23 protein-coding genes are annotated in these 25,980 nt (G+C 63.9%); 12 read left to right on the top strand and 11 right to left on the bottom strand.

Features of this window, described 5'->3' with window-relative positions:
* Nucleotides 1-14: 14 nt before the first annotated feature.
* On the bottom strand, nt 15-980 hold the full coding sequence (locus ACZ9H4_RS03160; RefSeq protein WP_408158127.1) for a LysR family transcriptional regulator: 966 nt from the start codon (nt 978-980) through the stop codon (nt 15-17).
* Between the two features lie 139 nt (nt 981-1,119).
* Between ACZ9H4_RS03160 and ACZ9H4_RS03155 the strand changes: the two genes are divergently transcribed.
* From ACZ9H4_RS03155 to ACZ9H4_RS03135, 5 genes are all read left to right on the top strand, one after another.
* Complete coding sequence (locus ACZ9H4_RS03155; protein WP_408158129.1) at nt 1,120-2,415, top strand: MFS transporter; 1,296 nt, start codon at nt 1,120-1,122, stop codon at nt 2,413-2,415.
* Between the two features lie 35 nt (nt 2,416-2,450).
* Complete coding sequence (locus ACZ9H4_RS03150; protein WP_476118206.1) at nt 2,451-3,959, top strand: M81 family metallopeptidase; 1,509 nt, start codon at nt 2,451-2,453, stop codon at nt 3,957-3,959.
* A 137-nt stretch (nt 3,960-4,096) separates the two neighbouring features.
* Nucleotides 4,097-5,143 (top strand): alpha/beta fold hydrolase, encoded by a 1,047-nt coding sequence (locus ACZ9H4_RS03145; protein WP_476118205.1) that lies wholly within the window; start codon nt 4,097-4,099, stop codon nt 5,141-5,143.
* Between the two features lie 272 nt (nt 5,144-5,415).
* The gene (locus ACZ9H4_RS03140) at nt 5,416-5,769 is read left to right on the top strand and encodes a DUF4148 domain-containing protein (RefSeq protein ID WP_476118204.1); all 354 of its coding nucleotides are present in this window, start codon (nt 5,416-5,418) and stop codon (nt 5,767-5,769) included.
* A gap of 81 nt (nt 5,770-5,850) precedes the next feature.
* Nucleotides 5,851-6,630, top strand: a complete 780-nt coding sequence (locus tag ACZ9H4_RS03135) for an alpha/beta fold hydrolase (RefSeq protein WP_408151753.1) — start codon at nt 5,851-5,853, stop codon at nt 6,628-6,630.
* 72 nt (nt 6,631-6,702) lie between these two features.
* On the opposite strand, the gene ACZ9H4_RS03130 is transcribed toward ACZ9H4_RS03135, so the two are convergent.
* Entirely contained in the window at nt 6,703-7,176 is a 474-nt protein-coding gene (locus ACZ9H4_RS03130) for an Lrp/AsnC family transcriptional regulator (protein ID WP_121323672.1), read from the bottom strand.
* Between the two features lie 406 nt (nt 7,177-7,582).
* Here ACZ9H4_RS03130 and ACZ9H4_RS03125 point away from each other — a divergent pair, with 406 nt between their 5' ends.
* The gene (locus ACZ9H4_RS03125; protein ID WP_408151754.1) at nt 7,583-8,203 is read left to right on the top strand and encodes a LysE family translocator; all 621 of its coding nucleotides are present in this window, start codon (nt 7,583-7,585) and stop codon (nt 8,201-8,203) included.
* A 331-nt stretch (nt 8,204-8,534) separates the two neighbouring features.
* Here the strand turns inward: ACZ9H4_RS03125 and ACZ9H4_RS03120 are convergent, their stop codons facing one another.
* Nucleotides 8,535-9,590, bottom strand: a complete 1,056-nt coding sequence (locus ACZ9H4_RS03120; protein WP_476118203.1) for a LacI family DNA-binding transcriptional regulator — start codon at nt 9,588-9,590, stop codon at nt 8,535-8,537.
* A gap of 197 nt (nt 9,591-9,787) precedes the next feature.
* Here ACZ9H4_RS03120 and ACZ9H4_RS03115 point away from each other — a divergent pair, with 197 nt between their 5' ends.
* The 5 genes from ACZ9H4_RS03115 (at nt 9,788) to ACZ9H4_RS03095 (ending at nt 16,114) form a co-directional block, all read left to right on the top strand.
* Nucleotides 9,788-10,813 (top strand): TRAP transporter substrate-binding protein, encoded by a 1,026-nt coding sequence (locus tag ACZ9H4_RS03115; protein WP_476118202.1) that lies wholly within the window; start codon nt 9,788-9,790, stop codon nt 10,811-10,813.
* 62 nt (nt 10,814-10,875) lie between these two features.
* Nucleotides 10,876-12,765 (top strand): TRAP transporter large permease, encoded by a 1,890-nt coding sequence (locus tag ACZ9H4_RS03110; RefSeq protein WP_476118201.1) that lies wholly within the window; start codon nt 10,876-10,878, stop codon nt 12,763-12,765.
* A gap of 92 nt (nt 12,766-12,857) precedes the next feature.
* Nucleotides 12,858-13,397, top strand: a complete 540-nt coding sequence (locus ACZ9H4_RS03105) for a VOC family protein (RefSeq protein WP_007178289.1) — start codon at nt 12,858-12,860, stop codon at nt 13,395-13,397.
* A complete protein-coding gene (locus ACZ9H4_RS03100; RefSeq protein ID WP_476118200.1) occupies nt 13,394-14,692 on the top strand; it encodes a ribulose-bisphosphate carboxylase large subunit family protein in 1,299 nt (432 codons plus the stop codon). Before ACZ9H4_RS03105 ends, ACZ9H4_RS03100 begins: the two co-directional genes overlap by 4 nt.
* A gap of 12 nt (nt 14,693-14,704) precedes the next feature.
* Nucleotides 14,705-16,114 (top strand): four-carbon acid sugar kinase family protein, encoded by a 1,410-nt coding sequence (locus ACZ9H4_RS03095; protein ID WP_476118199.1) that lies wholly within the window; start codon nt 14,705-14,707, stop codon nt 16,112-16,114.
* 247 nt (nt 16,115-16,361) lie between these two features.
* On the opposite strand, the gene ACZ9H4_RS03090 is transcribed toward ACZ9H4_RS03095, so the two are convergent.
* From ACZ9H4_RS03090 to ACZ9H4_RS03060, 7 genes are all read right to left on the bottom strand, one after another.
* Nucleotides 16,362-16,517: a DUF3309 family protein gene (locus tag ACZ9H4_RS03090; RefSeq protein WP_168668593.1), complete on the bottom strand. Its 156-nt coding sequence runs from the start codon at nt 16,515-16,517 to the stop codon at nt 16,362-16,364.
* Between the two features lie 152 nt (nt 16,518-16,669).
* Entirely contained in the window at nt 16,670-17,902 is a 1,233-nt protein-coding gene (locus ACZ9H4_RS03085) for a YbfB/YjiJ family MFS transporter (protein ID WP_476118198.1), read from the bottom strand.
* Nucleotides 17,903-18,006: 104 nt separating this feature from the next.
* Nucleotides 18,007-18,633, bottom strand: coding sequence for a TetR/AcrR family transcriptional regulator (locus ACZ9H4_RS03080; protein ID WP_476118197.1), 627 nt, complete (start codon nt 18,631-18,633; stop codon nt 18,007-18,009).
* Between the two features lie 343 nt (nt 18,634-18,976).
* On the bottom strand, nt 18,977-19,261 hold the full coding sequence (locus ACZ9H4_RS03075; protein ID WP_408147434.1) for a DUF3303 domain-containing protein: 285 nt from the start codon (nt 19,259-19,261) through the stop codon (nt 18,977-18,979).
* Between the two features lie 710 nt (nt 19,262-19,971).
* A complete protein-coding gene (locus tag ACZ9H4_RS03070; protein ID WP_476118196.1) occupies nt 19,972-20,190 on the bottom strand; it encodes a hypothetical protein in 219 nt (72 codons plus the stop codon).
* Between the two features lie 183 nt (nt 20,191-20,373).
* Complete coding sequence (locus ACZ9H4_RS03065; protein ID WP_408147438.1) at nt 20,374-20,652, bottom strand: hypothetical protein; 279 nt, start codon at nt 20,650-20,652, stop codon at nt 20,374-20,376.
* An 88-nt stretch (nt 20,653-20,740) separates the two neighbouring features.
* Entirely contained in the window at nt 20,741-21,013 is a 273-nt protein-coding gene (locus tag ACZ9H4_RS03060) for a hypothetical protein (RefSeq protein ID WP_121323659.1), read from the bottom strand.
* 424 nt (nt 21,014-21,437) lie between these two features.
* Between ACZ9H4_RS03060 and ACZ9H4_RS03055 the strand changes: the two genes are divergently transcribed.
* Nucleotides 21,438-23,618, top strand: a complete 2,181-nt coding sequence (locus tag ACZ9H4_RS03055) for a serine/threonine protein kinase (protein ID WP_476118195.1) — start codon at nt 21,438-21,440, stop codon at nt 23,616-23,618.
* A gap of 78 nt (nt 23,619-23,696) precedes the next feature.
* Here ACZ9H4_RS03055 and ACZ9H4_RS03050 read toward each other — a convergent pair whose 3' ends face one another.
* Nucleotides 23,697-25,724, bottom strand: a complete 2,028-nt coding sequence (locus ACZ9H4_RS03050) for an SUMF1/EgtB/PvdO family nonheme iron enzyme (RefSeq protein ID WP_476118194.1) — start codon at nt 25,722-25,724, stop codon at nt 23,697-23,699.
* Nucleotides 25,725-25,980: the final 256 nt, after the last annotated feature.

Raw genomic sequence — 25,980 nt, 5'->3', positions numbered from 1 at the left:
CGCCGCCGCTCCACTCAACCCCTACCTCGCTGACGCGTCTTGCGCTTACGCGCGTCATTCGCTTCTCTGGGCGCCGAGAACATCGGCATGCGCTCCTGAATCCACTTGAGCAATTCAAGCGGGCCCGGCGCAAGCGGCCTGTCGGTCTTGACCAGCACGCGCGCTTGCGCCCCTTCGAATAGCGGATGCGCGATCGGCACCGTCGTCAGTTCGCCGCTCGCCAGTTCACGGTACGCAGCGAACTCGCCGATCAGCGTCATGAAGTTCTCCACCGTCACGAAACGCTTTAACGCGCTCAGCGAGTTCGTCGTCAGGGTCGCGCGGATTGTGACGTTCTCGGCCAGTTCCGCCATCTTCACGACATGGCCGATCCCGAATGTCGGCGGCATCAATGCGAGCGGGTACGCCTGGAGGTCGTCGAGGCTCGCCGGTCCTTTTCTTTTCGCCAGCGGATGATCGCTTCGCAACAGCAGCACGACGGGTTGCGGCGAACTCGCCCGATATTCGATGCGCGGATGCGGCGGCGGGTTGTACGCGAGCCCGATATGGGCGCGGCTTTCCGCGACTTCATGCTGGATCGCGTCGACCGCGAGCATCTCCATGCCGATGTCCAGCTTCGGATAGCGGGCACAGAACGGCGCCAGCACGTCGTCGATCAGCGTATCGACATAGCCTTCGCTGACGGCCAGTTGAATATGCCCTTGCTGAAGGCCTTTCAGCGCGTGCAACTGGTCTTCGAACTTTTCCTGCTGCGACCGGTAGCCGCGCCAGAACTCCAGAAGGTGCGCCGCGGCTTCCGTCGGCTTGACGCCGCGCGCCTGGCGCTCGAATAGCGTCGCCCCCAATTCCTCTTCGAGCAGCTTGATCTGCCGCGTAATCACGGACGGCGACGTATTGATGCTTTCCGCTGCGCCGCGAATCGTGCCATGCGTCAGCACTTCGTTGAAATACCGCAGGCGCTGCTGATTGATCTCTCGCATTCCCTCGCTCCCGTGCGCTGTTTGCGTTGCTCACAGAGCAACGATACGTGAACTTAGTTGCTCTTGCTATCAGTGTTTTGCCCTGCCACTATCGATTCAACCCTGACGACAGGTCCACCCAAGGGAACCGGAGACAAACATGTCAGCAATTCACCCCTCGACAGCCCGCGACGCCGCTTCAGCGCTCTATAGCAAGCTCAACTGGCGGCTGCTGCCGCTTCTGGTGGCCTGCTACATGTTTGCGTACCTGGACCGTGTGAACGTCGGGTTCGCCAAGCTCCAGATGCAAAGCGATCTGGGTTTCTCCGATGCGGCGTATGGCGTCGGTGCGGGCATCTTCTTTCTCGGGTACGTGCTGTTCGAAATCCCCAGCAATCTGATGCTGCCGAAGGTCGGCGCGCGTCTGACGTTCAGCCGGATTCTCGTGCTATGGGGCATCACGTCGGCCTGCATGCTGTTCGTCCAGAACGTGACGGCCTTTTACGCGATGCGCTTCCTGCTCGGCGTCTTCGAAGCCGGCTTTGCACCGGGCATGATCTATTACCTGTCGTGCTGGTACGGACCGGCGCGCATGGCGCGGGCGATTGCGCTCGTGTTCGTGGCCGGGCCGCTGGGTGGCATCGTCGGCGGCCCGACATCGGCCTGGCTGATGACGACGCTCTCCGGCGTGTGGGGTCTGGCCGGCTGGCAGTGGATGTTCCTCGTCGAAGGACTGCCGTGCGTGGCGCTGGGTCTGCTCACGCTGCGCGTTCTGTCGGACCGTCCGGCGGACGCGAACTGGCTGAGCGACGACGAAAAGCTGCTGCTGCATAGCGAGACCGCGCCCGCCCAGCATCGTGCGCATTCATTCAGGGACGTGCTGCGCAGCCCGCGCGTCTATGTGCTCGCTATCGCGTACTTCTGCCTCATTTTCCCGATCTACGCGATCAGCTTCTGGCTGCCGACGCTGCTGAAAGACCAGGGCGTCAACGACACGATCCGTCTTGGCTGGTACGTCGCGATTCCTTATGTGGCGGCCGCGCTCGGCATGTACCTCGCGGGTCGCCGCTCGGACCGCGTGGGCGAGCGCCGCTACCACTGCGCGATTCCGGCGCTCGGTGCCGCGACCTGCCTGATCGCCGCGATTCTCGCCGATGGAAGTCTGACGCTGACCCTTGTCGCGATGACCGCGGCCACTGCCTGCTTGTGGATGGCCTACACGGTCTTCTGGGCGATTCCTTCGCAGCTGATCGAGGGGACCGCGGCGGCCGGCGGCATCGCGCTGATCAACACGGTCGGATTGTCGGGCGGATTCTGGGGTCCTGCCGTGTTCGGCTGGACCAAGACGTGGACGGGGAGCATGCATCTGGGCCTCGTCGTCATGGCATGTACGGCGGTGGTGTCGGCCACGCTGATTCTGACGGGCAAGCTGACGCTCGACAAAAAGCCGGTTTGACCGCCTTCCCCTTCCCCATATAGAGAGTGAAGAACATGAAAATCCTGATCGCCGGTTTCCAGCATGAGACCAACACATTCGCACCGACCAAGGCCGCTTATACGAGCTTCGTTCAGGGCGAGGGCTTCCCGCCGCTGGCGCGCGGCACCGACGTGATGGCGCTGCGCGACGTCAACGTGCCGATCGGCGGATTCATCAAGGCGGCGCGGACGAACGGGCACGATCTGATTCCGGTGATCTGGGCGGGCGCAAGCGCCTCCGCGCATGTGACGACCGATGCGTTCGAACGCATCGGCGGAGAGATTCTCGACGCCGTGGCGAAGGGCGGCTTCGATGCGATCTATCTCGACCTGCACGGCGCGATGGTGACCGAGCAGTTCGACGACGGTGAAGGCGAGCTTCTGGAGCGGGTGCGCCGGATCGTCGGCGACCGCATGCCGGTGGTCGTTTCGCTGGACCTGCATGCGAACGTCACTGCGCGCATGGTCGAGCATGCGAGCGCGCTGGTCGCGTATCGCACCTATCCTCACGTCGACATGGCCGAAACGGGAGAGCGCGCCGCATGGATTCTCGAACAACTGGTGGCGCAAGGCCGTCCGCTGCATTGTGCGTTTCGCCGCGCGCCGTTTCTCATTCCCGTGAACGGCATGTGTACGCTGGTCGCGCCCGCAAGCGACATGTACGGCACGCTGGCGGCGCTCGAAGCAAAAGACGTGGTGTCTGTGTCGTTCGCGCCGGGTTTTCCGGCCGCCGATTTCCCCGAATGCGGGCCGACGGTCTGGGCCTATTCGTTCAGCCAGGATGAAGCGAATCGCGCGGCCGACGCGTTGTATTCGAAGCTCGTCGGCGACGAAGCGCAATGGGACGTGCTCTTCCTGAGTCCTGACGAAGCGGCGCAGGAGGCCGTCGCCGTGAGCCGCGCCGCGACGAAGCCGGTCATCATCGCCGATACGCAGGACAACCCCGGCGTGGGCGGCGATTCGAACACGATGGGCATGGTGCGGGCGCTGCTGCGCAACGGCGCGACGCAGGCGGCAGTTGGCGTGATCTGGGATGCGGAGGTCGCGGCGGCGGCGCATCGTGCGGGCGTCGGCGCGCGCATTTCGGCGGCGTTGGGCGGTCGTTCCGGCGTACCGGGCGATGCGCCGCTCGAAGCGGTCTTCGAAGTCGAACACCTGTCGGATGGGCGCTTCCGTTTTGACGGCCCGATGCTCAATGGCATGCAAGGCGAGTTGGGTCAGGTTGCCTGTCTGCGGATCGAGGGGGTCAGGATTGCGGTCAGCGCTATCAAGATGCAGGTGTTCGATCGCAACCTGTTCCGCGTGGCGGGCATCGAGCCCGAGCAGATGAAGATCCTCGTGCTCAAGAGTTCGGTTCATTTTCGTGCGGACTTCGAAGCAATCGCCGATACAATTCTCGTGGCAAAAGCGCCGGGACCGATGGCCGCCGATCCCGTCGACCTGCCGTGGGAGCGTCTGCATCCGGACATCCGCGTGCGGCCGATGGGGCCGTCGTTCGAATCGCTCCGCGCGGTTGCTCTCTGACTTCGACTCTGGTTTGTCTGGACACAGCCTGAACGGCACCGTGCGCAAGTGCAGCCGCGCGGGAGTCGGGCTGATGTTTCTTTTCGTGCATCGGGAGCGCGTGCATCGCAGCGCGCCCATCGTTAAGGAGAATCGTCATGTCGGAACAGATTAATACGCGGCGTCGCCGTTTGCTAGGGACCACGGTTGCGGGTTTCAGTTTGCTGGAGTTGGGACTGAGCGGACTCGCGCACGCGCAGTCCGCTGAGACGACGGGTGGCGCGAAGGCGACTACGCGTCTTGCCTCGTTCGAGAACCTCCGGCAGATCAACGCCGGAACGCTGAGCATCGGCTATGCAGAGGCAGGCCCGCAGAACGGCCCGGTCGTCATCCTGCTGCACGGCTGGCCGTACGACATCTACGCGTTCGCCGACGTCACGCCGCTGCTGGTCGCCGCGGGCTACCGCGTGATCGTGCCGTATCTGCGGGGTTATGGCTCGACGCGCTTGCTGTCGGCGGACACGCCGCGCAATGGTCAGCAGGCGGTGGTCGCGGTCGACATCATCGCGCTCATGGACGCGCTGAGAATCGACAAGGCGGTGCTCGGCGGCTTCGACTGGGGCGCGCGTACGGTGAACATCATGGCGGCGTTGTGGCCCGAACGCTGCAAGGCGATGGTGTCGGTGAGCGGCTATCTGATCGGCAGTCAGGAGGCCAACCGTGCGCCGCTGCCACCGAAGGCGGAGCTGACGTGGTGGTATCAGTTCTATTTCGCCACCGAGCGCGGCCAGGCGGGTTACGACGCGAACCGTCACGACTTCAACAAGCTGATCTGGCATACGGCGTCGCCGAAGTGGAACTTCGACGATGCGACGTTCGAGCGCTCGGCGGAGTCGTTCAAGAATCCGGACCACGTGGCGGTGGTGATTCACAACTACCGCTGGCGCCTGGGGCTGGTCAAGGGTGAGCCGCAATACGACGAACTGGAAAGGCGCCTGGCAATGGCGCCGACCATTTCGGTGCCGACCATCACACTCGAAGGCGACGCGAACGGCGCGGCGCATCCCGATCCGGCTGCCTATGCGAAGAAGTTCACGGGCAAGTACCAGCACCGGAACATCACGGGCGGCATCGGACACAACCTGCCGCAGGAGGCGCCCAAGGCCTTTGCCGACGCGATCATCGACGTGACCCGCCTTGCATGACACGTCGGCGCACGCCGGCGACAGACGAGCCGCTCCGCATCCCGGGAGCGGCTTTTTTGTATCGCAACGTATCTACACCGTACTCAGACAAACAAGCTTGCATTAAGCGGCTCAACGAAAACATTCCAGATACGTCGGCGCGTTTTAATACCTACACGCAAGGTTGATTCACAACAGTGCGTTTGAATCAGGCGGGACATGGCGGTTTGCATGCAGCAACGGCGTCGCGTTCCACCCAACCTTTGAATGCCTTTGATATCTGGAGAATACTCATGAAACTCGTTCAATCCCTCATCGTCGCCGCGTTGATCGCCGTTCCCGTCGCATCGTTCGCACAGTCGCAGCAACAACCGCTGACCCGCGCCGCAGTGCGCGCGGAGTTGGTCCAGCTTCAGAAGGCCGGCTACAACCCGTCCAGCGACAACACGCAATACCCGCAGAACATCGAGGCCGCGTTGGCACGCGTCCAGGCCGATAACGGTTCGGCTGCGGCGGCATACGGCGGCGTCGTGCAGACCCGTGCGGCGTCGGGCTCCCGCGCGACGAAGAGTCACGCACCGATGAGCCATGCCCCGGCGACCGAGTCGGAAGTCATCGGCCTCGGCCCGATCTACGCGCATTCGTGATCGACGCAACGCCATGACCGTCCGCGTGTTGTCGCGCGGACGGTCATCCCATCTGCATTCCTACCTATCAAGACATAAACAATGACCACGTTTCTCAAGAAGTGCCTCGGATCAGCATTGCTGCTCGGCGGACTGTTCGCATTGCAGGCCGCGCATGCTGCTCCCCCGCAGGACCTGAAGGGTAAGAACGTCGTGCTCGTGCATGGCGCATTCGCCGACGGTTCCAGCTGGGACAAAGTGATTCCGCTGCTCGAAGCGCGCGGGCTTCACGTGGTGGCGGTCCAGAACCCGCTGAGTTCGCTGGCCGATGACGTGTCGGCGACCAAACGGGTGATCGATCAACAGAAGGGCCCGGTGATTCTGGTCGGCCATTCGTGGGGCGGCGTCGTGGTCAGCGAAGCGGGCAACGACGACAAGGTCAAGAGTCTCGTCTATGTGGCGGCGTTCGCGCCCGACAGCGGCCAGTCCATTGCGGACATAACGAAGGGCGCACCGGCGCCGGTCTGGGCGAGCGAGCTGCGCAAGGACGACGCGGGCTACCTGACGCTTTCGACGAAAGCGGTGCTCGAGGATTTCGCTCAGGACGTGCCGCTGCCCGAGAGACGGTTGATCGCGGCGACGCAAGGGCCGTGGGCTTCCGGCTGCCTCGACGAAAAGGTGACGAAGGCGGCCTGGCATGACAAGCCTTCGTACTTTGTGGTGACCGGTCAGGACCGCATGATCGATCCGAATTTGCAGCAGACGATGGCCAGGAACATCGACGCAACAGTGACGCGCGTCAACGCGAGTCACGTTGCGATGGTGAGCCAGCCGAAGGCGGTGGCCGATGCGATCATCGCCGCCTCGCGCGCTGTGCAGTAACACTGGATATGAGCGGTGGCCCGGTCATGCGACGACGGTCCGCCGCAACAGTGCGCTGATCGCGCCGGCCCGCTAGATAGCGATGGACGGAATGCTCTTCATGCATCGCAGCGCGAACATCGACCGGCTGTGACGAATGCCGGCGATCTTGTAGAGCTTCTCGCGCAGGAACCGCTCGTAACCCGCGGTGCCGTCGACCGCCACCTTCACCAGATAGTCGTAGTCGCCCGACACCAGATAGGCTTCGAGCACCTCGGACAGGGTCGCGAGTTCGGCGCCGAAGCGGGCGAGCGCGTCGTCGTCGTGGCGGTCGAGCGTGACTTCGAGCAATACCACGTCGGCGAAACCGAGCTTCTGCTGATCGAGCAACGCGACATAGCCGCGGATATACCCTTCGGTTTCCAATTGACGCGTGCGATTCCAGCACGCGGTGGTCGACATGCCGACCAGTTCGGCCAACTCGGCATTGCTCAGCCGGGCGTTCTTTTGCAGTTCGCGCATGATCTTGCGATCCTGATTGTCGAGCGGGCGGTTGCGGGCGGTCATGAGGGGATGGGAAGGTTGTTCTGTATGAATGGATTTTACCGGAATATTGTCCCTGATGAGGTCGACAAGGCCATGCCTTTAAGAAGCCTATCCAGCCTGCGTCCGGGTATATTTTCACCATGCATTCATGCCCGGGACAACCGTCCGGCCCGCAGGCCTCGCGCCTCGCGGTCTTATGCGGCCACAAGCCGCCATCCGGTGTCTCGCCGCTTTCACAGGAAGGCGGCACGCGGGCGAATTCCGGCGCCACCCGCGCTGGAAAGCGCGCTCGCCGGGCGTGGAGGCATGTTCCTGACCGATGCTTGCCAGCATGATCGTCCGTGTTGCCGGGGCTGCGACTGCGTGCCTTGAGACGTCATGCACCGGCCATGCAGCAACCCTTGCCTCCTTGCCCACTTGCCCGCCGATGTCGATCCAGCTGTACGTGTCGTTTCTTCTTGCTGCTCTAGTTCTCGTCTATTCCCCCGGTCCGGTCAATGTGCTGACCATGAGTCAGGCGCTCAGCGCCGGCTGGCGTGCCGCGTTGCCATGCGTCTGGGGTGGCACATGCGCCGTGCTTCTGCAACTGGCGTTCACCGCGCTGTGTCTGAACTCGCTGTTGCTGATCGACGAGCGTGCGTTGGTCGCGCTGCGTTGGGCCGGCGCAATCTATCTGGTTTATCTCGGCTGCAAGCAGTGGCGCAGCGGCAGTCTCGCGGTTTCCACCGACAGCTCGCAACAACGCAGCATGTTCTGGCGCGGCTTCGCTACTTCGGGACTCAATCCAAAAACCTTGCTGTTCTTTCCGTCGTTCTTTCCGCAGTTCATCAGCACGTCTTCGAATGAAGCCCACTGGTCTGCGAATCAGCAATACCTGTTGCTGGCCTCTACGTTTGCAGTGGTGTTTGCGTTGGGCGTCGCGTCGACGGCGATTTTTTCGCATCGCTTGCGCACCGTCTTGCAACGGCCGAAACGACTACGCGTCATGAACCGGATGATGGGCAGCCTGCTGGTCGGCATGGGCGCATTGATGGCGGCCGTGCGCTGATTCCGCCGAAGCGTCGATGCGCGCGCTGCACCGACGCGCGAAGGCGGCGCCCAGTTCTGGACGCCGCCTGTCTTGTTGCAAAGGATCAATGGAAGATCAGGTACAGGATGACCAATACGATCAACGGGACGCCGAGCAGCCAACCAAGTAGATAAGGCATGATGTGATCTCCTTTCGTGGTGAAGTGCGAATACGAAAGTGATCGAGCATCCGCCGTGCCTGACCCGGATCGCAGTGGTGGACAGCGGCGCCTACGGTGCGCCAGACACAGGCCTGAATGGAAGCTGCAGCGTTATTCGCGGGCACTTGCCGCGCACAAAACAGCCTTTATTCAAGGCAAATTTTCCCGCAGCACGATACTGAACTGCACAGGTTTCACATCGCTCATCGCGTCGCGTTTCTCGCGTACGTTGCGGAAAATCCGCAGACAGTTGCCCACCATCGCTTGCGGCGTTTGAGTAATCAGCGCATCCATCGTCCCGTCGATCAGCAGCGCGCGCGTGTCGGGCGTCAAGCCATGCCCGACGAACAGAATCTTCTGCTCCGAGCGCGCCTCGACAATCGCGCGGGCGACGCCATCCGATCCGCCGCCGCTGTTATAAATGCCTGCGAGGTCGGGATGTTGCTCCAGCAGTTTGCGGGTTTGCATATAGTTGCGCTCGCTGTCGTCGTGACCCTCGCGCAGTCCGATCACGCGCACTTGCGGAAACGTCGATTCGATCAGATGCAGAAAGCCGATCTCGCGCTCCTCGTGTCCGCGATAGTTCAGACTACCCGCGAGCATCGCGATCTTGCCGCTGGGCCGCGGTCCCATGAAGCGCCCCAGCAACAAGGCAGCCGTGCGCCCGGCCGAACGATTGTCGATACCCACATAAGCCAGCCGCCGCGCATTCGACAGATCCGAAATCAGCGTGATGGCCGGCACGCCCTGGTCGGCCAGCGCATTGACGGCGTCGCGCACCACGGGATGCTCCAGCGCCATGAACACGACGCCGTCCGCACGCTGTCCGTAATGCAACAGACGGTCGGCCAGTTCTTTCGGGTTGAAACTCTCGACGTAATGGACGCGGCACTTCATGTCCAACGCACTCCATTGATCGTGTGCGAAGTCGATGTAGTCGCCGAGCATGTGCAGGTAGCGATTGGTGCCGGCCGGCAGCAGAAACGCGACGCGCATCGGCTTCGACGCGCTCGCCGCAGGCGCGGCGGGCGTGAGCAGATAGCCCAGTTGCGCGGCCGCTTGCAGCACGCGTTGTGCGGTGACGGCGCGCACGCCTTCGCGCGCATTGAGCACGCGATCCACCGTAGCGGTCGACACGCCGGCGACGCGCGCTATGTCCGGAATGCGTGCGCGCGCGGCGGCGGTGAGGTGAGCCGGTTCGGACATGGCCGTCCTTCACAGATTGGGAATCCATCAAAAAACATCAAGTCCGCGGTTTGACGCAGTTGCCGCGCACGCCTAGTCTTGCAGCTATCGCGCGGCGACTCAACTGTGATGACCGGAAAATCAACGCGTTGAATCGGGTGATGATGGATTTTGATGGATTCGACAGTCACATCAATTATAAGCAAGGAGACGCTCAAATGACCAACCTCGCGAGACGCACGTTGCTGCGTGCCGCGGCCGCCGTGCCGGTGGCCAGTACGCTGGGCTTTCCGGCGATCGTACGCGCGGCGTCCGGCCCGGAGTTCGTGTTCAAGTACGGCAACAACCTGCCGCTCACGCATCCGCTGAACGTGCGTTCGCAGGAGGCGGCCAACCAGATTCGCGAGGCGTCGAAGGGACGCATGGAGATCCGGATATTCCCTAACAACCAGTTGGGCGGCGACACCGACATGCTCGCGCAGGTGCGCAGCGGCGGCATCGAAATGTTCACGCCGTCGGCGCTGGTGGTGTCGACGCTTGCGCCGTCGGTGGCGATCAATGCGGTCGGCTTTGCGTTCAGCGATTACAACCAGGTGTGGGGCGCGATGGACGGCAAGCTCGGCGCCTATGTGCGCGCGGCCATGCAGAAGGCCGGGCTCGAATCGTTCGAAAAGATGTGGGACAACGGTTTTCGTCAGACCACCACCAGCAACGGGCCGATCACGAGCGCGCAGAACATGCGCGGTCTGAAGATTCGCGTGCCGGTGAGCCCGCTCAGCATCGACATGTTCAAGGGCCTCGGCGCCGCGCCGACCAGCCTGCAATTCAGCGAAGTCTATTCGTCGCTGCAAACGCATATCGTCGATGCGCAGGAGAACCCGCTGCCGATCGTGCAGGTCGCGAAGCTCTACGAAGTGCAGAAGTACTGCTCGCTGACCAATCACATGTGGGACGGCTACTGGTTCGTGCTGAACCCGCGCGCGTGGCAGCGTCTGCCGAAAGACCTGCAAGGCATTGCCAGCGACGCGTTCAATCAGTCGGCGCTCAAGCAGCGTGAGGATGTCCGCAAGCTCAACGACGCAGCCGTCGCCGATCTGCAAAGCAAGGGGCTCACGATCAACCGGCCCGCGCCGGACACGTTCCGCGTCGCGCTGCGTCAAGCGGGCTTCTATGGCGCGTGGAAGAGCAAGTTCGGCAACGAAGCGTGGGATCTGCTCGAACAATCGGTCGGCAAGCTGGCCTGAGCGTGCGGCAGTCCGGTGAGCATCAGAAGACGCGCGGCGAAGAGCCGCGAGGAGACCGCAGGATGTCGAATCACGCATTGAATGCGGCAGAGGCGGCGGCCGTGCCGTTGCACGCGGCCAGCACGCCGCGCCGCTGGCTGCGAACCTTGGACCGCGGCCTGATTGCACTGGTCGAAGTGTGCGCGGCGGCGCTGCTGGCGGTGGAGATCGTCGTGATGCTGGCGGGGGTGGTGTCGCGTTACGTGCTGCATCAGCCGCTCGTGTGGTCGGATGAACTGGCCGGCATTCTGTTCCTGTGGCTCGCGATGCTCGGCGCGGTGCTTGCGCTACGACGCGGCGAACATATGCGGATGACGGCGCTCGTCAGCCGGTTGTCGCCGCAACGGCGCGCCTTCGTCGACACGCTCGCGATTGCCGCGTCGATCGCCTTGCTCGCGTTGTTGATCGCGCCCGCGTACGACTATGCGGCCGGCGAGGCGGCGATCGTCACGCCCGCGCTGCAGATCAGCAACGCCTGGCGCGCGCTCGCGCTGCCGATCGGCGCCGCGCTGATGCTGCTGGTCGGCCTGATCCGGCTCGCTCAGGTGAGCCGCGTGCGCGACGTCGTCATCGTGCTCGCCGTCGCCGCGCTGCTCGGCGTGGTGTGCGTATTCGCCGGGCCGTGGTTCCAAACGCTCGGCAAGCTCAACCTGGTGATCTTCTTTGTCGGCGTGGTGGCTATCGGCATCTTTTCGGGCGTGCCCATCGGCTTCTCTTTCGCACTCGCGACGTTCGGCTATCTAGGCCTCTCCACTTTCACGCCACTCGAAGTAGTGGTCGGACGGATGGACGAGGGCATGTCGCATCTCGTGCTGCTCGCCGTGCCGCTGTTCGTCTTTCTCGGCTTGCTGATCGAAATGACCGGCATGGCGCGCGCGATGATCGAGTTTCTCGCGAGCCTCGTCGGTCACATGCATGGCGGCCTGTCGTTCGTGCTGATCGGCGCGATGTATCTGGTGTCGGGCATTTCCGGCTCGAAAGTCGCGGATATGGCGGCGATCGCCCCGGTGCTGTTTCCCGAGATGAAAAAGCGCGGTGCGTCCGAAGGCGATCTGGTCGCGCTGCTCGCCACAACGGGCGCGCAAAGCGAAACCATTCCGCCGAGCATCGTGCTGATCACGATCGGCTCGGTCACGGGGCTGTCGATCTCCGCGCTGTTTACCGCCGGGATGTTGCCGGGCGCGGTGCTCGCGCTGATTCTGTGCGTGGTGGTGTGGTGGCGTTATCGCAAGGAAGACCTGAGCGGCGCGCAGCGGTTTACCAGGCGGCAGATCGGCCGGCTGTTCATCGTGTCGCTTCCGGCCCTGGCGTTGCCGTTCGTGATTCGCATGGCGGTGGTCGAGGGCGTGGCGACGGCGACCGAAGTGTCGACCATCGGCATCGCGTATTCGATGCTGATCGGCCTGCTGGTGTATCGCCGCTTCGAATGGCGGCGGCTCGGCCGCATGCTGGTGGATGCGGCGACTCTGTCGGGCGCGATCCTGTTCATCATCGGCTGCGCGACCGCGATGGCCTGGGCGCTCACGCAATCCGGCTTTTCGCAGGATCTCGCGCAATTGATGGGCTCGATGCCCGGCGGCGCGTACGGCTTTCTCGCCGTGTCGATCGTCGTGTTCGTGATGCTCGGCAGCGTGCTCGAAGGCATTCCCGCGATCGTGCTGTTCGGACCGCTGCTGTTTCCGATTGCGCGGCTCGCGGGCGTGCATGAAGTGCATTACGCGATCGTCGTGATCCTGTCGATGGGCGTCGGGCTCTTCTCGCCGCCGTTCGGCGTCGGCTACTACTCGGCGTGCGCGATCAGCAAAGTGAATCCCGATGCGGGCATTCGTCCGATCGTCGGGTATATGGGCGCGCTGATCGTGGGCCTGCTGCTGGTCGCGGCGATTCCCTGGATTTCGATCGGCTTCCTCTAAGTTTTCTTCACAGGTTCGACCTTCGGGCGCTGCATTCCTGCCGCGCCGGGGCGTCGCTCGTCCTTCAAAACCCGCAGCATCGGGAGAGTTTCATGAGTCGTTTCTTTGGCGAAATCCGGCAGGCAGGCTATGTGGTGCGTGATATCGAAGCCGCGATGGACTACTGGAGCCGCGTGCTCGGCGTGGGTCCGTGGTTCTACAACGAACGCGTGCCGATCGAAAACTACACGTATCGCGGGCAAACGTATGAAGTGCACAACTCGGTCGCGCTGGCGAACTCGGGGCCGCTGCAGGTCGAATTGATCCAGACGCGCAACGACGCGCCGTCGATGTATCGCGACTTCCTGGCCGCGGGCCATACCGGCTTGCAGCACAACGCCTACTGGACCACCTCGTTCGACGCGGATCTCGCGCGTCTTCAGGAGCAGGGCTTCAAGGTGGCGATGAGCGGCGAGGTGGGGCGCAACGGGCGCTTCGTCTATTTCGATACGGAAAATCATCCGGGCACCGTGATCGAACTCTCGGAGATCGCGGGGCCCAAGGGCAAGCTGTTCGACATGATCTACGCGGCGTCGCGCGATTGGGACGGCCGCGAGCCGGTACGCCGCTTTCCCGATCTGGGCACGCTATGAGCGCGATGCAGCAGGCGCAAGCGGCCAACGACGACACGCTCGAAGCCGACTATCTGATCGAGACGCCGCTCGATCCCGCCCAGGTCGCCGAGGTGATGGCCGGCGAGCAGTCGAGCGGCACGTTCGTGCGCGTCGCCAACGAGACCGATGCGCTGCGCGCACGCAGCCGCGCGAGCGTGCTGCGTATCGCGGAACTCGAAGCCGTGGCGCAGCCCAGTCTGCCGAGCGCGTGGCTCATCCGGCAAGGCATGCCGGGGCCGTGGCGGCGCGCGCGCGTCACGCTGTCGTTTCCGCTCGCCAACATCGGCGCGAATCTGCCGACGCTGGCCGCCACCATCGCGGGCAATCTGTACGATCTCGGCGAAGTCACCGGCATGCGGTTGCTGTCGTTGCGCTTGCCGGCTTCCTATCGCGCGCGTTTCGAATTGCCGCGTCATGGCGTGGCGGGCACGCGCGTGTTGACGCAAGTAGCGGACCGTCCGCTGATCGGCACCATCATCAAGCCGAACGTCGGTCTGAGCGCGACGGAAACGGCGGCGCTGGTGCGCGAGCTGTGCGAAGCGGGCGTCGATTTCATCAAGGACGACGAAGTATGCGCGAATCCCGCGCATGCGCCGCTTGCCGAACGCGTGCGGGCGGTCATGTCCGAAGTGCGCGGCTACCGCGAACGCAGCGGCCGTTCCGTGATGGTCGCGTTCAACATCACCGACGACCTCGACGCGATGCGCCGTCATGCTGAACTGGTCGAGCACGAAGGCGGCCACTGCGTGATGGCGAGCATCAACTGGTGCGGCTTCTCCGCCATCCAGACACTGCGCCGCGCGACACCGCTCGTGCTGCACGCGCATCGCAACGGCTACGGGATGATGTCGCGCGATCCGGCGCTCGGCATGTCGTTCCAGGCGTATCAAACGTTATGGCGTTTGACCGGCGTCGATCATATGCACGTACACGGCCTCGGCGGCAAATTCGCGCAGAGCGATGTGGAAGTCGTCGAATCGGCGCACGATTGCGCGACACCGCTCGCGTCCGGTTGCGACGACACCGTGCTACCGGCATTTTCGTCGGGGCAGTGGGCCGGCACCGCGCCAGCGACCTTCGACGCGGTGCGCTCCACCGATCTGCTGTTCATGTCCGGCGGCGGCATTCTCGCGCATCCGGATGGACCGTGCGCGGGTGTGACGAGCGTGCGCCAGGCATGGGCGGCCGTGCAGGCCGGCACGCCGTTGCCGGTGTACGCCGCGCAGATGCCGGAGTTGCGGCGCGCGCTGGCGTTTTTCGGCCAACGCGCCTGAGCGAATCGGGACATGAGCGACATGGACGATCCCAGCCGCCGAGGCATAGGCGAATCGCGCGACACGCGTCCCGCGTACGCGTTCTACGGCGACGACTTCACCGGCGCGACCGATACGCTCGCGCATCTCGCGCGCGCCGGCTTGCGCACGATGCTGTTGTTCGCGCCCCCGGATGCCGCGCGTCTTGCGACGCTCGGCCAACTCGACGCGCTCGGCGTAGCAGGCGCCGCGCGGACCATGGAGCCGCTCGCGCAGCAGCAGGAACTCGCGCGGGTCGGCGCCGCGTTCGCCGCGCTCGGTGTGCGCGTGATGCACTACAAGGTGTGCTCGACTTTCGATAGCGCGCCGCAAACCGGCAGCATCGGCGTGGCGATTCGCACGTTGCGCGAGCATTGCGCGAACGAGCTGGTCGCGGTGATCGGCGGTCAGCCGAATTTGCGGCGCTACTGCGTGTTCGGTCAACTGTTCGCCGCGGCCGGGGCGGACGATCATCGACAGGCGGTCTATCGGATCGACCGTCATCCGACGATGAGCCGTCATCCGGTCACGCCGATGAACGAAGCGGACTTGCGTGTGCATCTGCAACGCCAGGGCGTCGAGCATGTGCAATCGATCGATTGGCGATGCTACGCGGCGGGCGACGCCGCGCTGCAATCCGAAGTGCGGCGCCGGCTCGAAGCGCAGCCGGATGCGTTGCTGTTCGACGTGCTCGACGACGCGCATCTGCAAGCGATCGGCCGGGTGCTCGTGCGGCGCGCGGCGGTGGCGCCGCTGCTTGCGGTCGGCGCGAGCAGTGTTGCTCAGGCTTATGCGTCGGCGCTTGAGGAACGGGCTGATTCGTCGGCGGGGAATGAGGCTGTACCGCTGACTCGCGCGCGAGGCCCGGTGTTCGTGCTGGCCGGCAGTCTGTCGCCGTTGACCGAGGTGCAGATTGGCGCCGCGCATTCGTATCTGCGGGTGGAGCTGGACCCGCAGCGAATGACCGGCGATGCCGCGTCCGTCTATCTGGCGGAACGCGTGGCGGCGATTGCGGGGCCGTTGCGAGATGGCCGCAACGTGCTTGCCTTTACCGCGCGCCGTGCGGTGAACGCCGCAAGCGCGACGAACGCAGCGGACACGGCGCTGCCGTCACTCGCGCATGCTTGCGCAACGCTGCTGCGGCAGGTGCTCGACGCGGTGCGATTGCAACGCATCGGCATAGCAGGCGGCGACACGTCGAGCTTCGCCGTGCGTGCGCTCGACGCGTGGGGTCTGTCGTATCTCGCGCCGCTATCGGCGGGCGTGACCGTGTGTCGTCTTCATGCGGACCGCGCGGAACTCGACGGCATGGAAATCATGCTCAAGGGCGGTCAGATGGGCGATGCGGGACTGTTCGAGCAACTGGTCGATGGCTATGCAGTCGGTCAGGACATCCAGCGCTAAGGCCGATCGGTGCACCGTTAGCGCCATTCAGCGAGATCGTTCGACCCCAGCCAGGCGAGTAACTTTTCCATCGTCCAGTCCCGGATGACAATGAGCGAACGAGCTTCGACCAGCGAGACTTTCCCGACCATCGACATGACAAGGCCGCCGGATATTGCTATCCGGCGGCCGCCTTCGTTCGAACTTCGTTACGACGAGCGTTCTCTCATCCGCGTGGATCGAGTCGGTTCGCGTTTGCGCACATGGGCTATATGACGCCGGCAACCAGCAGCACGATCACCACGATCAGGACGACACCGAGTCCTCCGGTAGGACCATAGCCCCACGAACGGCTGTGCGGCCAGGACGGAAACGCGCCGATGAGGAGCAGAATCAGCACGATCAGAAGAATAGTTCCCAACATATCAATGACCTCCGCTGGTTGATAAGGACCTGCCTTGGCACGACGGCCGCGCTAACTTCGCGGCTGCCGTGCGAAGACAGCGACGGTGTTTCTATTGAGCAAGCCGCATGCCCAACGCGGAGAATCGAACCGCTTTAGCCGTATTCCTCCGATCACGCCGTCACCCCACGCGCCGTGCCGATTCGCGCAACCACGATATCGGCGAGGAACGCAATGGCGAGCGCGGTCGCGCCGCAGATGAAAATCAGCGCGTAGTTGTTATGCGTATGGGAGAACAGAAACGAATACCCATAGCCGCCTAGTGCCTGGAAGAGTGCGAATGCCGTGGTCGCGCGGCTCCATGCGGCCCGCTGTTCGATGTGATCGTGCGGCACGAGTTCGTGGATGCGGCCGAGCGCGAGCGGCACGATGCCCGGCGTGAAGATGCCGAGGATCACGGTCGCCGTCGCCACCGCCAGCGTGCGGCCCGAGAGCGCCAGCAACGCCACCGCCGCGGACTGCAGAAACAGCGCGATCCGATACGCGTTGCCAAAGCCGATGCGATCGGCCACGTTGCCGCAGATGAGCGGACCCGCAATCGCCGCGAGGCCGTACAGCACCCAGTATTCGGCGCCGATCGCCGCGCCGTGTCCCAGGCCGCGCGCCACGTAGTCGACGAGCAGCACCATCGCGGGCACGAGGCCGAGTGCGTTCGCCGCGTATTGCGCATACAGCAGGCGCAGCTTCAGGTTATGAGTATGCGTGGCGTGATGCGTGCCGGCGGGTGTCACCGGAGCGGGCGGATTCGTCGACGGCCAGCCGAACCAGCTCGCCGCGGTCAGGACCAGCGCGACCACGCCGAGACCGATCCAGGTGGTTTGCAAACCGAAGCGCAGCAGCTGGGGAATCAGTGTGCCGGAGGCCGCGATGCCGAGACCGAGTCCGAGAAAGATCATCCCGCTGACGAAGCCGCGGCGCGGCGGCGGGATGTGCGGAAGAATCGACGTCGCTACCAGCACCATGATGGCGCCGCCCGAGACACCCGACAGCAGGCGCCATGCAAAGAACCAGCTGATCGACAGCGGATACGCGCAGGCGAAGAACGCTGCGGTCACGACCGCCATCAGCAGACGCAACGCGCTGCGGTTCGACATTGCCGACGCAAGCGGACGGCCGATCAGCGCGCCGATCAGATAGCCGGCGAAATTCGCCGCGCCGAGGGTCACTGCTTGCGACGACGTGAACCAGTGCGCCTGGATCAGCGAAGGAATCAGCGGCGTATACGCAAAACGCGCGAGACCAATGGCGACGAGACTGCCGCACAGCCCAGCGAAGGTCGCAAAGAGCGCGCGGGCATCGAGCGAGGCGGGTGGTGCGGAGCTTAAAGAAGACGGTGCTGCGGACATGACGATTCCTTTACCGGTGCGCATGCCTATGGGGGCGCTGCCGGATGTCGGTGAGAAAGCCAGGCAATGCGCCCGGTCGGACGCGCGGATCGGACGCGGCCGTCTTACGCAGGTGAAGCGGGTGGCGCCGACGGCGGCGGCAGCGCAGGCAAGCCGAGCAGCGTCAAAGCCGGCGACACAGAGCCGCATAGCAGCACGTATTGCGGCGTGACTCGCGCGAGAACGCGAATGCCGATCAGCGTGGCGAGCAGATGAGAGGCGGCGTCTTCGAGTGGCACGGCGACGGTGATTTCACCGCTTTGCTGCGCTGCGACCAGGCCTCGATGGAAAAACGCGCGGATCTCCGCCATTTCCGCCGCGACCATTTCGCGAAATGCTTCGTCGTCCGATGAAACTTCGAGCGCCGAGTTGACCAGCATGCAGCCGCGCATGTCGGGATCGGCAATCGCGCGCTCGATCACTTCGTGGAAGAACAAGGTGATGCTCTGCGCTGGCGACGCGGTTTTCTCAAGCCGCTCGATCCGCTCGTGCAGGATGTGCTCCAGATAATGTTCGAGCGCGCGCAGATAGAGGCCGCGCTTGTCACCGAACGCGTTGTAGAGGCTGGGCTGCGTGAGACCGGTCGATTTGACCAGATCGCGCGTGGAGGTCGCTTCGTAGCCCTTGCTCCAGAACGCTGCGCTGGCCGCTTCGAGCACGGCGTGCTCGTCGAATCCGCGAGGTCGTGCCATGGTAACTGTCCTTCATGCGTGATCGGCGACCGTTCTATATCGGTCGATATAGAACGCGATTATATATCGACCGATATAGAATGCAAGGGGAAGTTTGGGGCGATGGCGGGGGATGTGAAGAGAGGCCTGGCGGGCGGAAACCGGCCCGCGGCGGGGGCCCCGACGCCCAATCCGCCGTGCGTCGCGGGTCGTACGAGCCCCCGGCGGAGAGCCGATCAGCGCTGCGGCGGCCGGCGATCAGCGTGCCGATGTGAACCCGCCGGGGAGACCGCTTCGCTGCATGGCAGCACGGCCTGTCGGATACGTTTGAACTTGCCTGACGCCGCAAGCGGTCAGAAACGCCCTATTGCCGGGCCGCCATCAGTTTTCCGAGCGCGGCTCCCAGATCTTCGTCGGTTAGCGCGGGGAAGATGGTGATCGTCAGCAGGTCACCCCATTCGAGCGACAGCGCCGCTATGCTCCCGGTATCGGCGGCCTCGACGACCGCGAAGCCATGCAGGCCGCCGATCGCATGCCAGCGCCCCAGCATGGTGATGCCATCGGGCGGGCGCCCGCCGGTTTTCATGAAGCGTTCAATGACGGCATTCTCGGCGGTCGGCTGACCATTCCATTCCACGATGAATTTCATTGCGTGTCTCCAATCTGGATTGGCGATGCCGGCTCGTGGCGCGCCGCGCTCGTCGTCTGGGTGGCGGCGCTTCGTCTGCCGTGCGCCACGCACGCCGCTGCGCCATCGAGCCGTCCGGATAGCACAGGCTATTGGCGGGCGGCAGGCAAAAAACCACGTGGCGTCCTAAGCATCATAGGAGAGCGCACGACCGCCGATGTCGCCGTGAGCAGACATTCGCCAGGTCAATTGAACCGGCGTCGTCGTTGCGGCGAGAGCGCTAACGGGACGCCGCGTTTCCAATTGCGGATATCTCGTGCGTCCTACAAATAGGCCCCTTCCAAAGGGCGTTCGACGATTGCGGAGTCGCCGACGCCGGTTCGCCGCGCGCCGTGTCTTCACCTGTTCGGCGGTGAGCGGCGCTTCGTGATGTGCATGATCCGCGCGACGCGGCAGGTCTCATGATCATGACAGAGGATTTCGTGGCAATCCTTACTGAAGCAGGCGAGCGCGCACCATGCGGTGTGCGGCTTTGCTTTTGCTGCAGATATGGCCATGCGTGCGGATTTGGCGCGAAAAAGCAGTGGATGATTGCGGCGCGAATTCATGCGGCGAGCGGTGTGACGCGTTGGCCGCACATTCCGCTGCAAAGTGCGGCACACTCCGCGCCCAAAAAACAAACGGCATGCGATTGTACCGCATGCCGTTGCGATGCCTGTTCGAACTCGATTCTATTCGCGCTGGCGATTACGCGGCAGCGCCGCTTCGATAATCATCCGATGCGCGGCAGGAAAACCGGGCGGATATTCGACGACGCGCGTGGCAGCCGGCACCAGCGGCGCGGCCACACTCGCTCGCGCGCCGACGCGCGCACCGCCGATGATGGCGGCCATCGCCTCGCGGTCGAGTTCGACGCTGGCAGCAAGGTCCTTGATGATGAGTTTCGCCATGACGGCTCCCGAAAAGAAATTGGGCGGCCGGTCCATGAACTGGTCCGGCCGCCGCTACTGTCTGTCGTTCGATGTAGAGAGGTCTCGTCGCACTATCAGTATAGGAAATCTGTTTGCAGCTTGCCTGTCGGTAACGATAAAGCGGCACTGAATGAACCCCCGTTCCTGCGCTGCTTCCCGTGCTTAGGCTGCAGCGTAGTTGGCGCCCCACAGCGACGGGCTGACGTCCAGATGCAGCGGCACGAACCCGGCACCGATCACGCCGACGTTGTTGAGCGCGGCGACGTTCACGTATTGCAGCTGGTTGAGGTTCTGGTTGATCGAGACATTGACGTTGGCAATGCCGCCGAGCCCGGCCACCGACGGCAGGCCGGGCGCGCCGGTGCCGCCGGCCACCGCCGACATTGCGCGGCGGTCGAGCTCGCGGGTGCGGGATAGATCGCGAATCAAGAGGGATGACATGGTGATTCTCCAAAGGTGCGCGGAAGACGGGCGTGATCGGCGTGAGGCGAAGCGGCCCGCTGTCGCGGGCGCTTCGCCTCGTCACGCTTTACACGTGGATGTTGTTGTTCGACGAGATGCTCGGGCTGAACGACGAGGCGATGCCGGCCGCGAACGCAACGTTGTTGCCGTTGGCGTTCTGAAGGTCCATCTGGGTGTTGATCAGTTGCGTTGCATCGACGTGCTTGCTGTTGTTCGGCGCGTAGACCGGGCTGAAGTTGTAGTACGAGACCGACGGGCCGAAGCCGCCGCGCACGGCGCTCATCGCCTTGCTGTCGAGTTGTTCGGTGATGGACAGGTCTTTGATCATCAGCGTGTTCATGGTGAGTCTCCTGGAAAAAAGTATCGCGGTGTTGCGATTGGGTTCGAGCAATTTGTCTGCTCGGGTGTCACTAACGCATGGGCTGTGCCAGTTTTATTCAAGGTTCCTAATAAAGTTGACGGAGCCTTGCTGCACAAGGCTTTCGCAATGCACCTACCGGTCGGCCGCAGCGGCATGACCTGCTCGGGCGATACGGGAGCGGTGGCGTATGGCCGACACACGGCCGCATGCTGTCGGCTGCCGGACGACACTCGCGCGCCACGCTTGCGAAGCGCGGCGCGGGCCAATCCTGGTTTGCGAAAGCACGGACCGGGAGCTAGTATCGAAGCGGCACATGTAACTGGTTACGACAGGTTTTCCATCAGCCCGAGTGCCTTCGGTCACATGAGATCGGGCCCAACGGCAGCGGCGGCGCTTCGCACAAATGGCTAGCCTTGCACGTGTGATTCACGACTTTCAGAGCGGCGAGCTGTCGCGTGACGAGTTCGTCGCTCAACTCGACAGTACGTTGACGACCGAAGGACTCGGTCCCACGCAGCTGCTGGAGATGCTTGGCGCGGCGCATCATAAAACCCCGTTACCCGACGATCTCTACCTCGAAGTGCGCCGGCGCATCGAGCAGCTGCGCGTGTCGAACGTGGCGGCCGGCGGCGAGGAAACCGGCATTCAGACCACGGTGGAGATTCCATCGGTGCGTTCCGCCAGTGCAGGTAGTGCGAGCAACGCCAGCAACGCCAGCAACGCCAGCAACGCCAGCAACGCGCCGGACGGCGCGGGACACGATCAGAGCAAAGGCACCGGCGACACGCTGAATAACCGCTTCGTCCTCGAGGAATGTCTGGGCGTGGGCGGCATGGGCACGGTGTACAAGGCGCTCGACTTGCGCAAGCTCGAAGCATCGGATCGCAAGCCCTATCTCGCGATCAAGGTGCTCAACGTCCAGTTTCGCGGCAATCCGAATTCGCTCGTCGCCTTGCAGCGCGAGGCGCGCAAGGCGCAGGTTCTCGCGCATCGCAACATCATCACGGTGTACGACTTCGACCGCGACGGGCCGATCGTCTATCTGACGATGGAGTATCTGAGCGGCAAACCGCTCAGCCAGTTGCTGCGTACGCCGGGCTATCAGGGCATGCCGGTGCGCGCGGCGCTGCCGATCGTGCGCGGCATGTGTGCCGCGCTCGCCTACGCGCATGAGCGCGGCTTCGTCCATTGCGACTTCAAGCCGGCCAACGTGTTTCTGACCACCAACGCCGAAGTGAAAGTGATCGACTTCGGCATTGCCCGCGTGTTTCAGCGCCCTGAAGAGGAGAGCGACGCGACGGTGTTCGATCCCGGCAGCCTCGGTGCGATGACGCCCGCGTATGCGAGCCCGGAGATGATCGAGCACCGCGAGCCCGATCCGCGCGACGATATCTACGCGCTCGGCTGCATCACCTACGAGTTGCTGACCGGTCACCATCCGTTCGACCGTTTGTCGGCGACTCAGGCGCGCAATGCCGATTTCAAGCTGCAGCGGCCGCAGAATCTCGATTCGAAGCAGTGGCGCGCGTTGCGTGCTGCGCTGTCGTTCGATCGTGCCACGCGCATGCCGAGCGTGGTGCGCTTCATTGCCGAGTTCGACAACGAGGCGCGCGCGGAGAAGTCGGGTACGTTGGCGAAGGCCGGACTCGCGAGCTTTGCCGCGGTGTGCGCGGCGGCGGTCGGCGTGTTTGCGCTGCGCTCGGGGCCGAGCCGGCAGGGCAGTACGCCGGCGGCGGTGGGGGCGTCGCAGGCATTGGCGGATCGGGCGGATGCAGCGTCGGAGGCGAATGTGGTGGCGGCCGTGCCGCCGACCGTGACGGCATCCGCCGCATCAAACTCCGCACCGGCTGCTGCGAGCGCCGCGGCCGTGTCGGCGCCAGTCGCCACGCCGCCCGCGCCCAAGCCCGCACTGACGCTCGCCGCCATCGCCCCCACGTTGGCGCAAGTGCCGTGTTCGGCGCTCTCCGCAGCCGTCCAGGATCATTCGCTGACGGTGCGCGGCTTCGTCTCGCAGCGCTACGGCGCGGCGCATCTGAAGGACACATTGGCGGCCTTGCCGGGCGTCGATACGTTGACGCTCGACGTCGAACCCATCGCCGACGGCAAATGCGATACCGTCAACGCGCTCGCTCCCTACTGGGTTCGCAACTGGCAAGCGGGGCGCATCGCGGCTTTGCATGTGCGGCCGCCCGGCGGTCAGTTGAGCGAGGGCGACGCGCTGGTCGTCGACGTGACGACGCCTGGCTTCGACTCGTATGTGAACCTCGACTACTTCCAGCTCGACGGCAGCGTCGTGCATTTGGTGCCGAGCCCGCGCGCGAAGGACAATCAGGCGCCGCCGCACTACGCCGCGACAATCGGCAGCGGCGGCGACTGGATCATTTCGAAACCGTTCGGCGCGGAGATGGTGGTGCTGCTGATTACGCCGGTGCCGCTATTCGACAAGCCGCGTCCGGAAAGCGAATCGCGCGCCGACTATCTGCGCGCGCTCGACACGCGGCTCACGCAGATCCGCGGCAAATACGGCCAGGACCACATCGTGGCCGACTTCGCATCGATCACGACGAAGCCGCGCGCGCCTTGAATGCGGTGCGGGCGTCAACCACCATGTCTGAACTCGACGGCATGAACCGCTCATGATCTCGCAGCGAGACCACGCGCTTCATTTGAGATCTTTGACGACCCGAAAGCCATCCTGCGATTGGCGTACGCCCGCGCTGTATTTGAAGCGCGTCGCGCTGAGCATGTAATTGCCGCCTTCGCGCCATGAACCGCCGCGAATCACGCGCATGTCGCAGCCGGGGCTGTCCCATGCGTGGCCGTCGGCGGGCGCGCCCTGATAGTTGTTGTGCCAGCAGTCGGCGGTCCATTCCCATACGCTGCCGTTCATGTCGTACAGGCCGAGCGGATTCGGCGCGAACGAACCGGCGGACTCCGGGCCTTCCTTGTGCCATGGGTCGCCGCAATCCTTGCAATTGGCGGTGCCCTTGCGCATCTGATCGCCCCACCAGTAGGCGGTCGTCGTGCCGCCTCTGTCCGCGAATTCCCATTCCGCTTCGGTGGGCAGACGGTAGGGCTTGCCGGTGACTTTGGTGAGCCATTTCACGTACTGCTGCGCGTCGTCCCAACTCAGGTCGCGCGCCGGTGCGGCCTTGTTCGTATTGCTTTCGGGCGTCGCTTTCTGACAGGCATTGGCGGCGACGCACGCGTTCCATTGCTCGACCGTCACCTCGTATTTGCCGATCGCGAACGGCACACCGATGCTCACGTGATGGACCGGCTTCTCCGATGGATCGTCCGAGTTGCTGCCCATTGAGAATGAGCCGGGGGGGACGGGGACCATGATCGGGCAGGCGGCGCAGTCGCGGCTTTCACCGGCGGCGAGCGGACGCGTGACGGGTTTCTGTGCGACTGCGGCGGCGGGTGGGGCAGCCGGCGCGGCGGGTGCGGCGGCGCTTGGCGTGGGGGTTGGATTTGGCGCCGACGCTGTGCGCGGGTGCTCCGGCGCCGGGGCACTCGTTGGCGCGGCGGGGTGAGCGGCTTGCGGCGCAGGTGCAGGTGCAGGTGTCGGCGCAGGCGCAGGCGCACTCGCCGCCGCGCGCAGACGATCGATGCGCGCATGAGCGAGCGTAGCGAAGCGGCCATTCGGATAGGCCTTCAAATAGGCCTCGTAATCGGCGGGATAGTTGCTGTCCTTGATCGAATTCCAGAACGTGATTTCGTATTGCTCGCTGCTGTCTTTCGGAAGAATGCCCCTGCTGTGCAGCGCGACGAGCGGACCCTCCTGGCGCGCCCACGCGACGACCGGCACAGACGCCTCGCGATAGCGCCCAGCGGTTTCGTTCAACTGAGGCGAGGAAGCCAGCGTCGTAGCAATCCACGGCTTTTGCTCGCCACCGGTTGCATCGCGCACTTGCGCGGCGACGCGCTCGAACAGCGCGTCGAATGTTGTCGACGAGGCGCTTTCCAGCGCGTGCAGCAAAGCGTTCGTGTAGACGCCGTGGCGCGCGCCGTCCGCCGCAAAGCCGCCGGGGGCGGCGGCATAGGCGATCACGGTATCGGCACCCGGCGTTGGAGTATTGCTCGTCGCGCCCGGCGAGAACGGATTGTTCAGGCACGTATCGAGAATCACGACATTGAGCCGGCCCGCACGCGGTGCAGACATCGCCCGCAACACGCTATTCAGATCGATGCCGCTATTCACCAGCGACACCGGCAAGCGTGCATCGAGTCCGGCAGGCATGAGCAACGTCTGCCGGCCCATTTGCATGCCATGGCCCGCGAAATAGAAGAGGCCGACGCCGCCCCCTTGCAAACGCCGCTGGAATTCGCTGATCGCCTCCTGCATGTCCAGTGGCGTCGCATTCGTGCGCATGATGACGGCGAAGCCGAGCGCCTGGAGCGTATCGCGCATTGCTTCGGCGTCGCGCGGCGCGTTGGGGCGGATGGGGGCGGCGGGATCGCCGTATGCGCCATTGCCGATGACGAGCGCAATACGTGGAGAAAGTGCAGGCTCGCGCACTGACGTGAATGGCGAGACCGCCGTATCGGTCATCGCCGCCACATGCGTACCCGTTGCAATGGGCGCAGGAATTGCAGTGCTCGCCAATGTCGAGATAGCGGCATGAGCCATACTCCACTGCGCCTGGATTGCTCCGGCCATGCAGACCAGCAGGAATATTCGCCACATCTTTGTATCCTGTTTGTACCGGACAGAATCTAGGCATTCGAGGACCGCGCTGCGTGCTGCATTCGCTGCAGTACTTCCGGCGAAGCATCGATGCCGCTTTCTACGACCATCCGTCTGCAACCTGTTAATAACGATAGCACGCGCTTTGCGCGCCACAACTCAATGCGTCATACGGTTAACGAGTGTGGCGTATCTTTTTGGCAAGTTACGTCCTAAGCTAATTTCACAAAGTAACGCCGCACAGTCGTTTTAACTT

The sequence above is a fragment of the Paraburkholderia sp. TE9906 genome, assembly GCF_056279605.1.
Note: the sequence above shows the minus strand (reverse complement) of the source record. Positions and strands in the feature narration are given on the sequence as shown.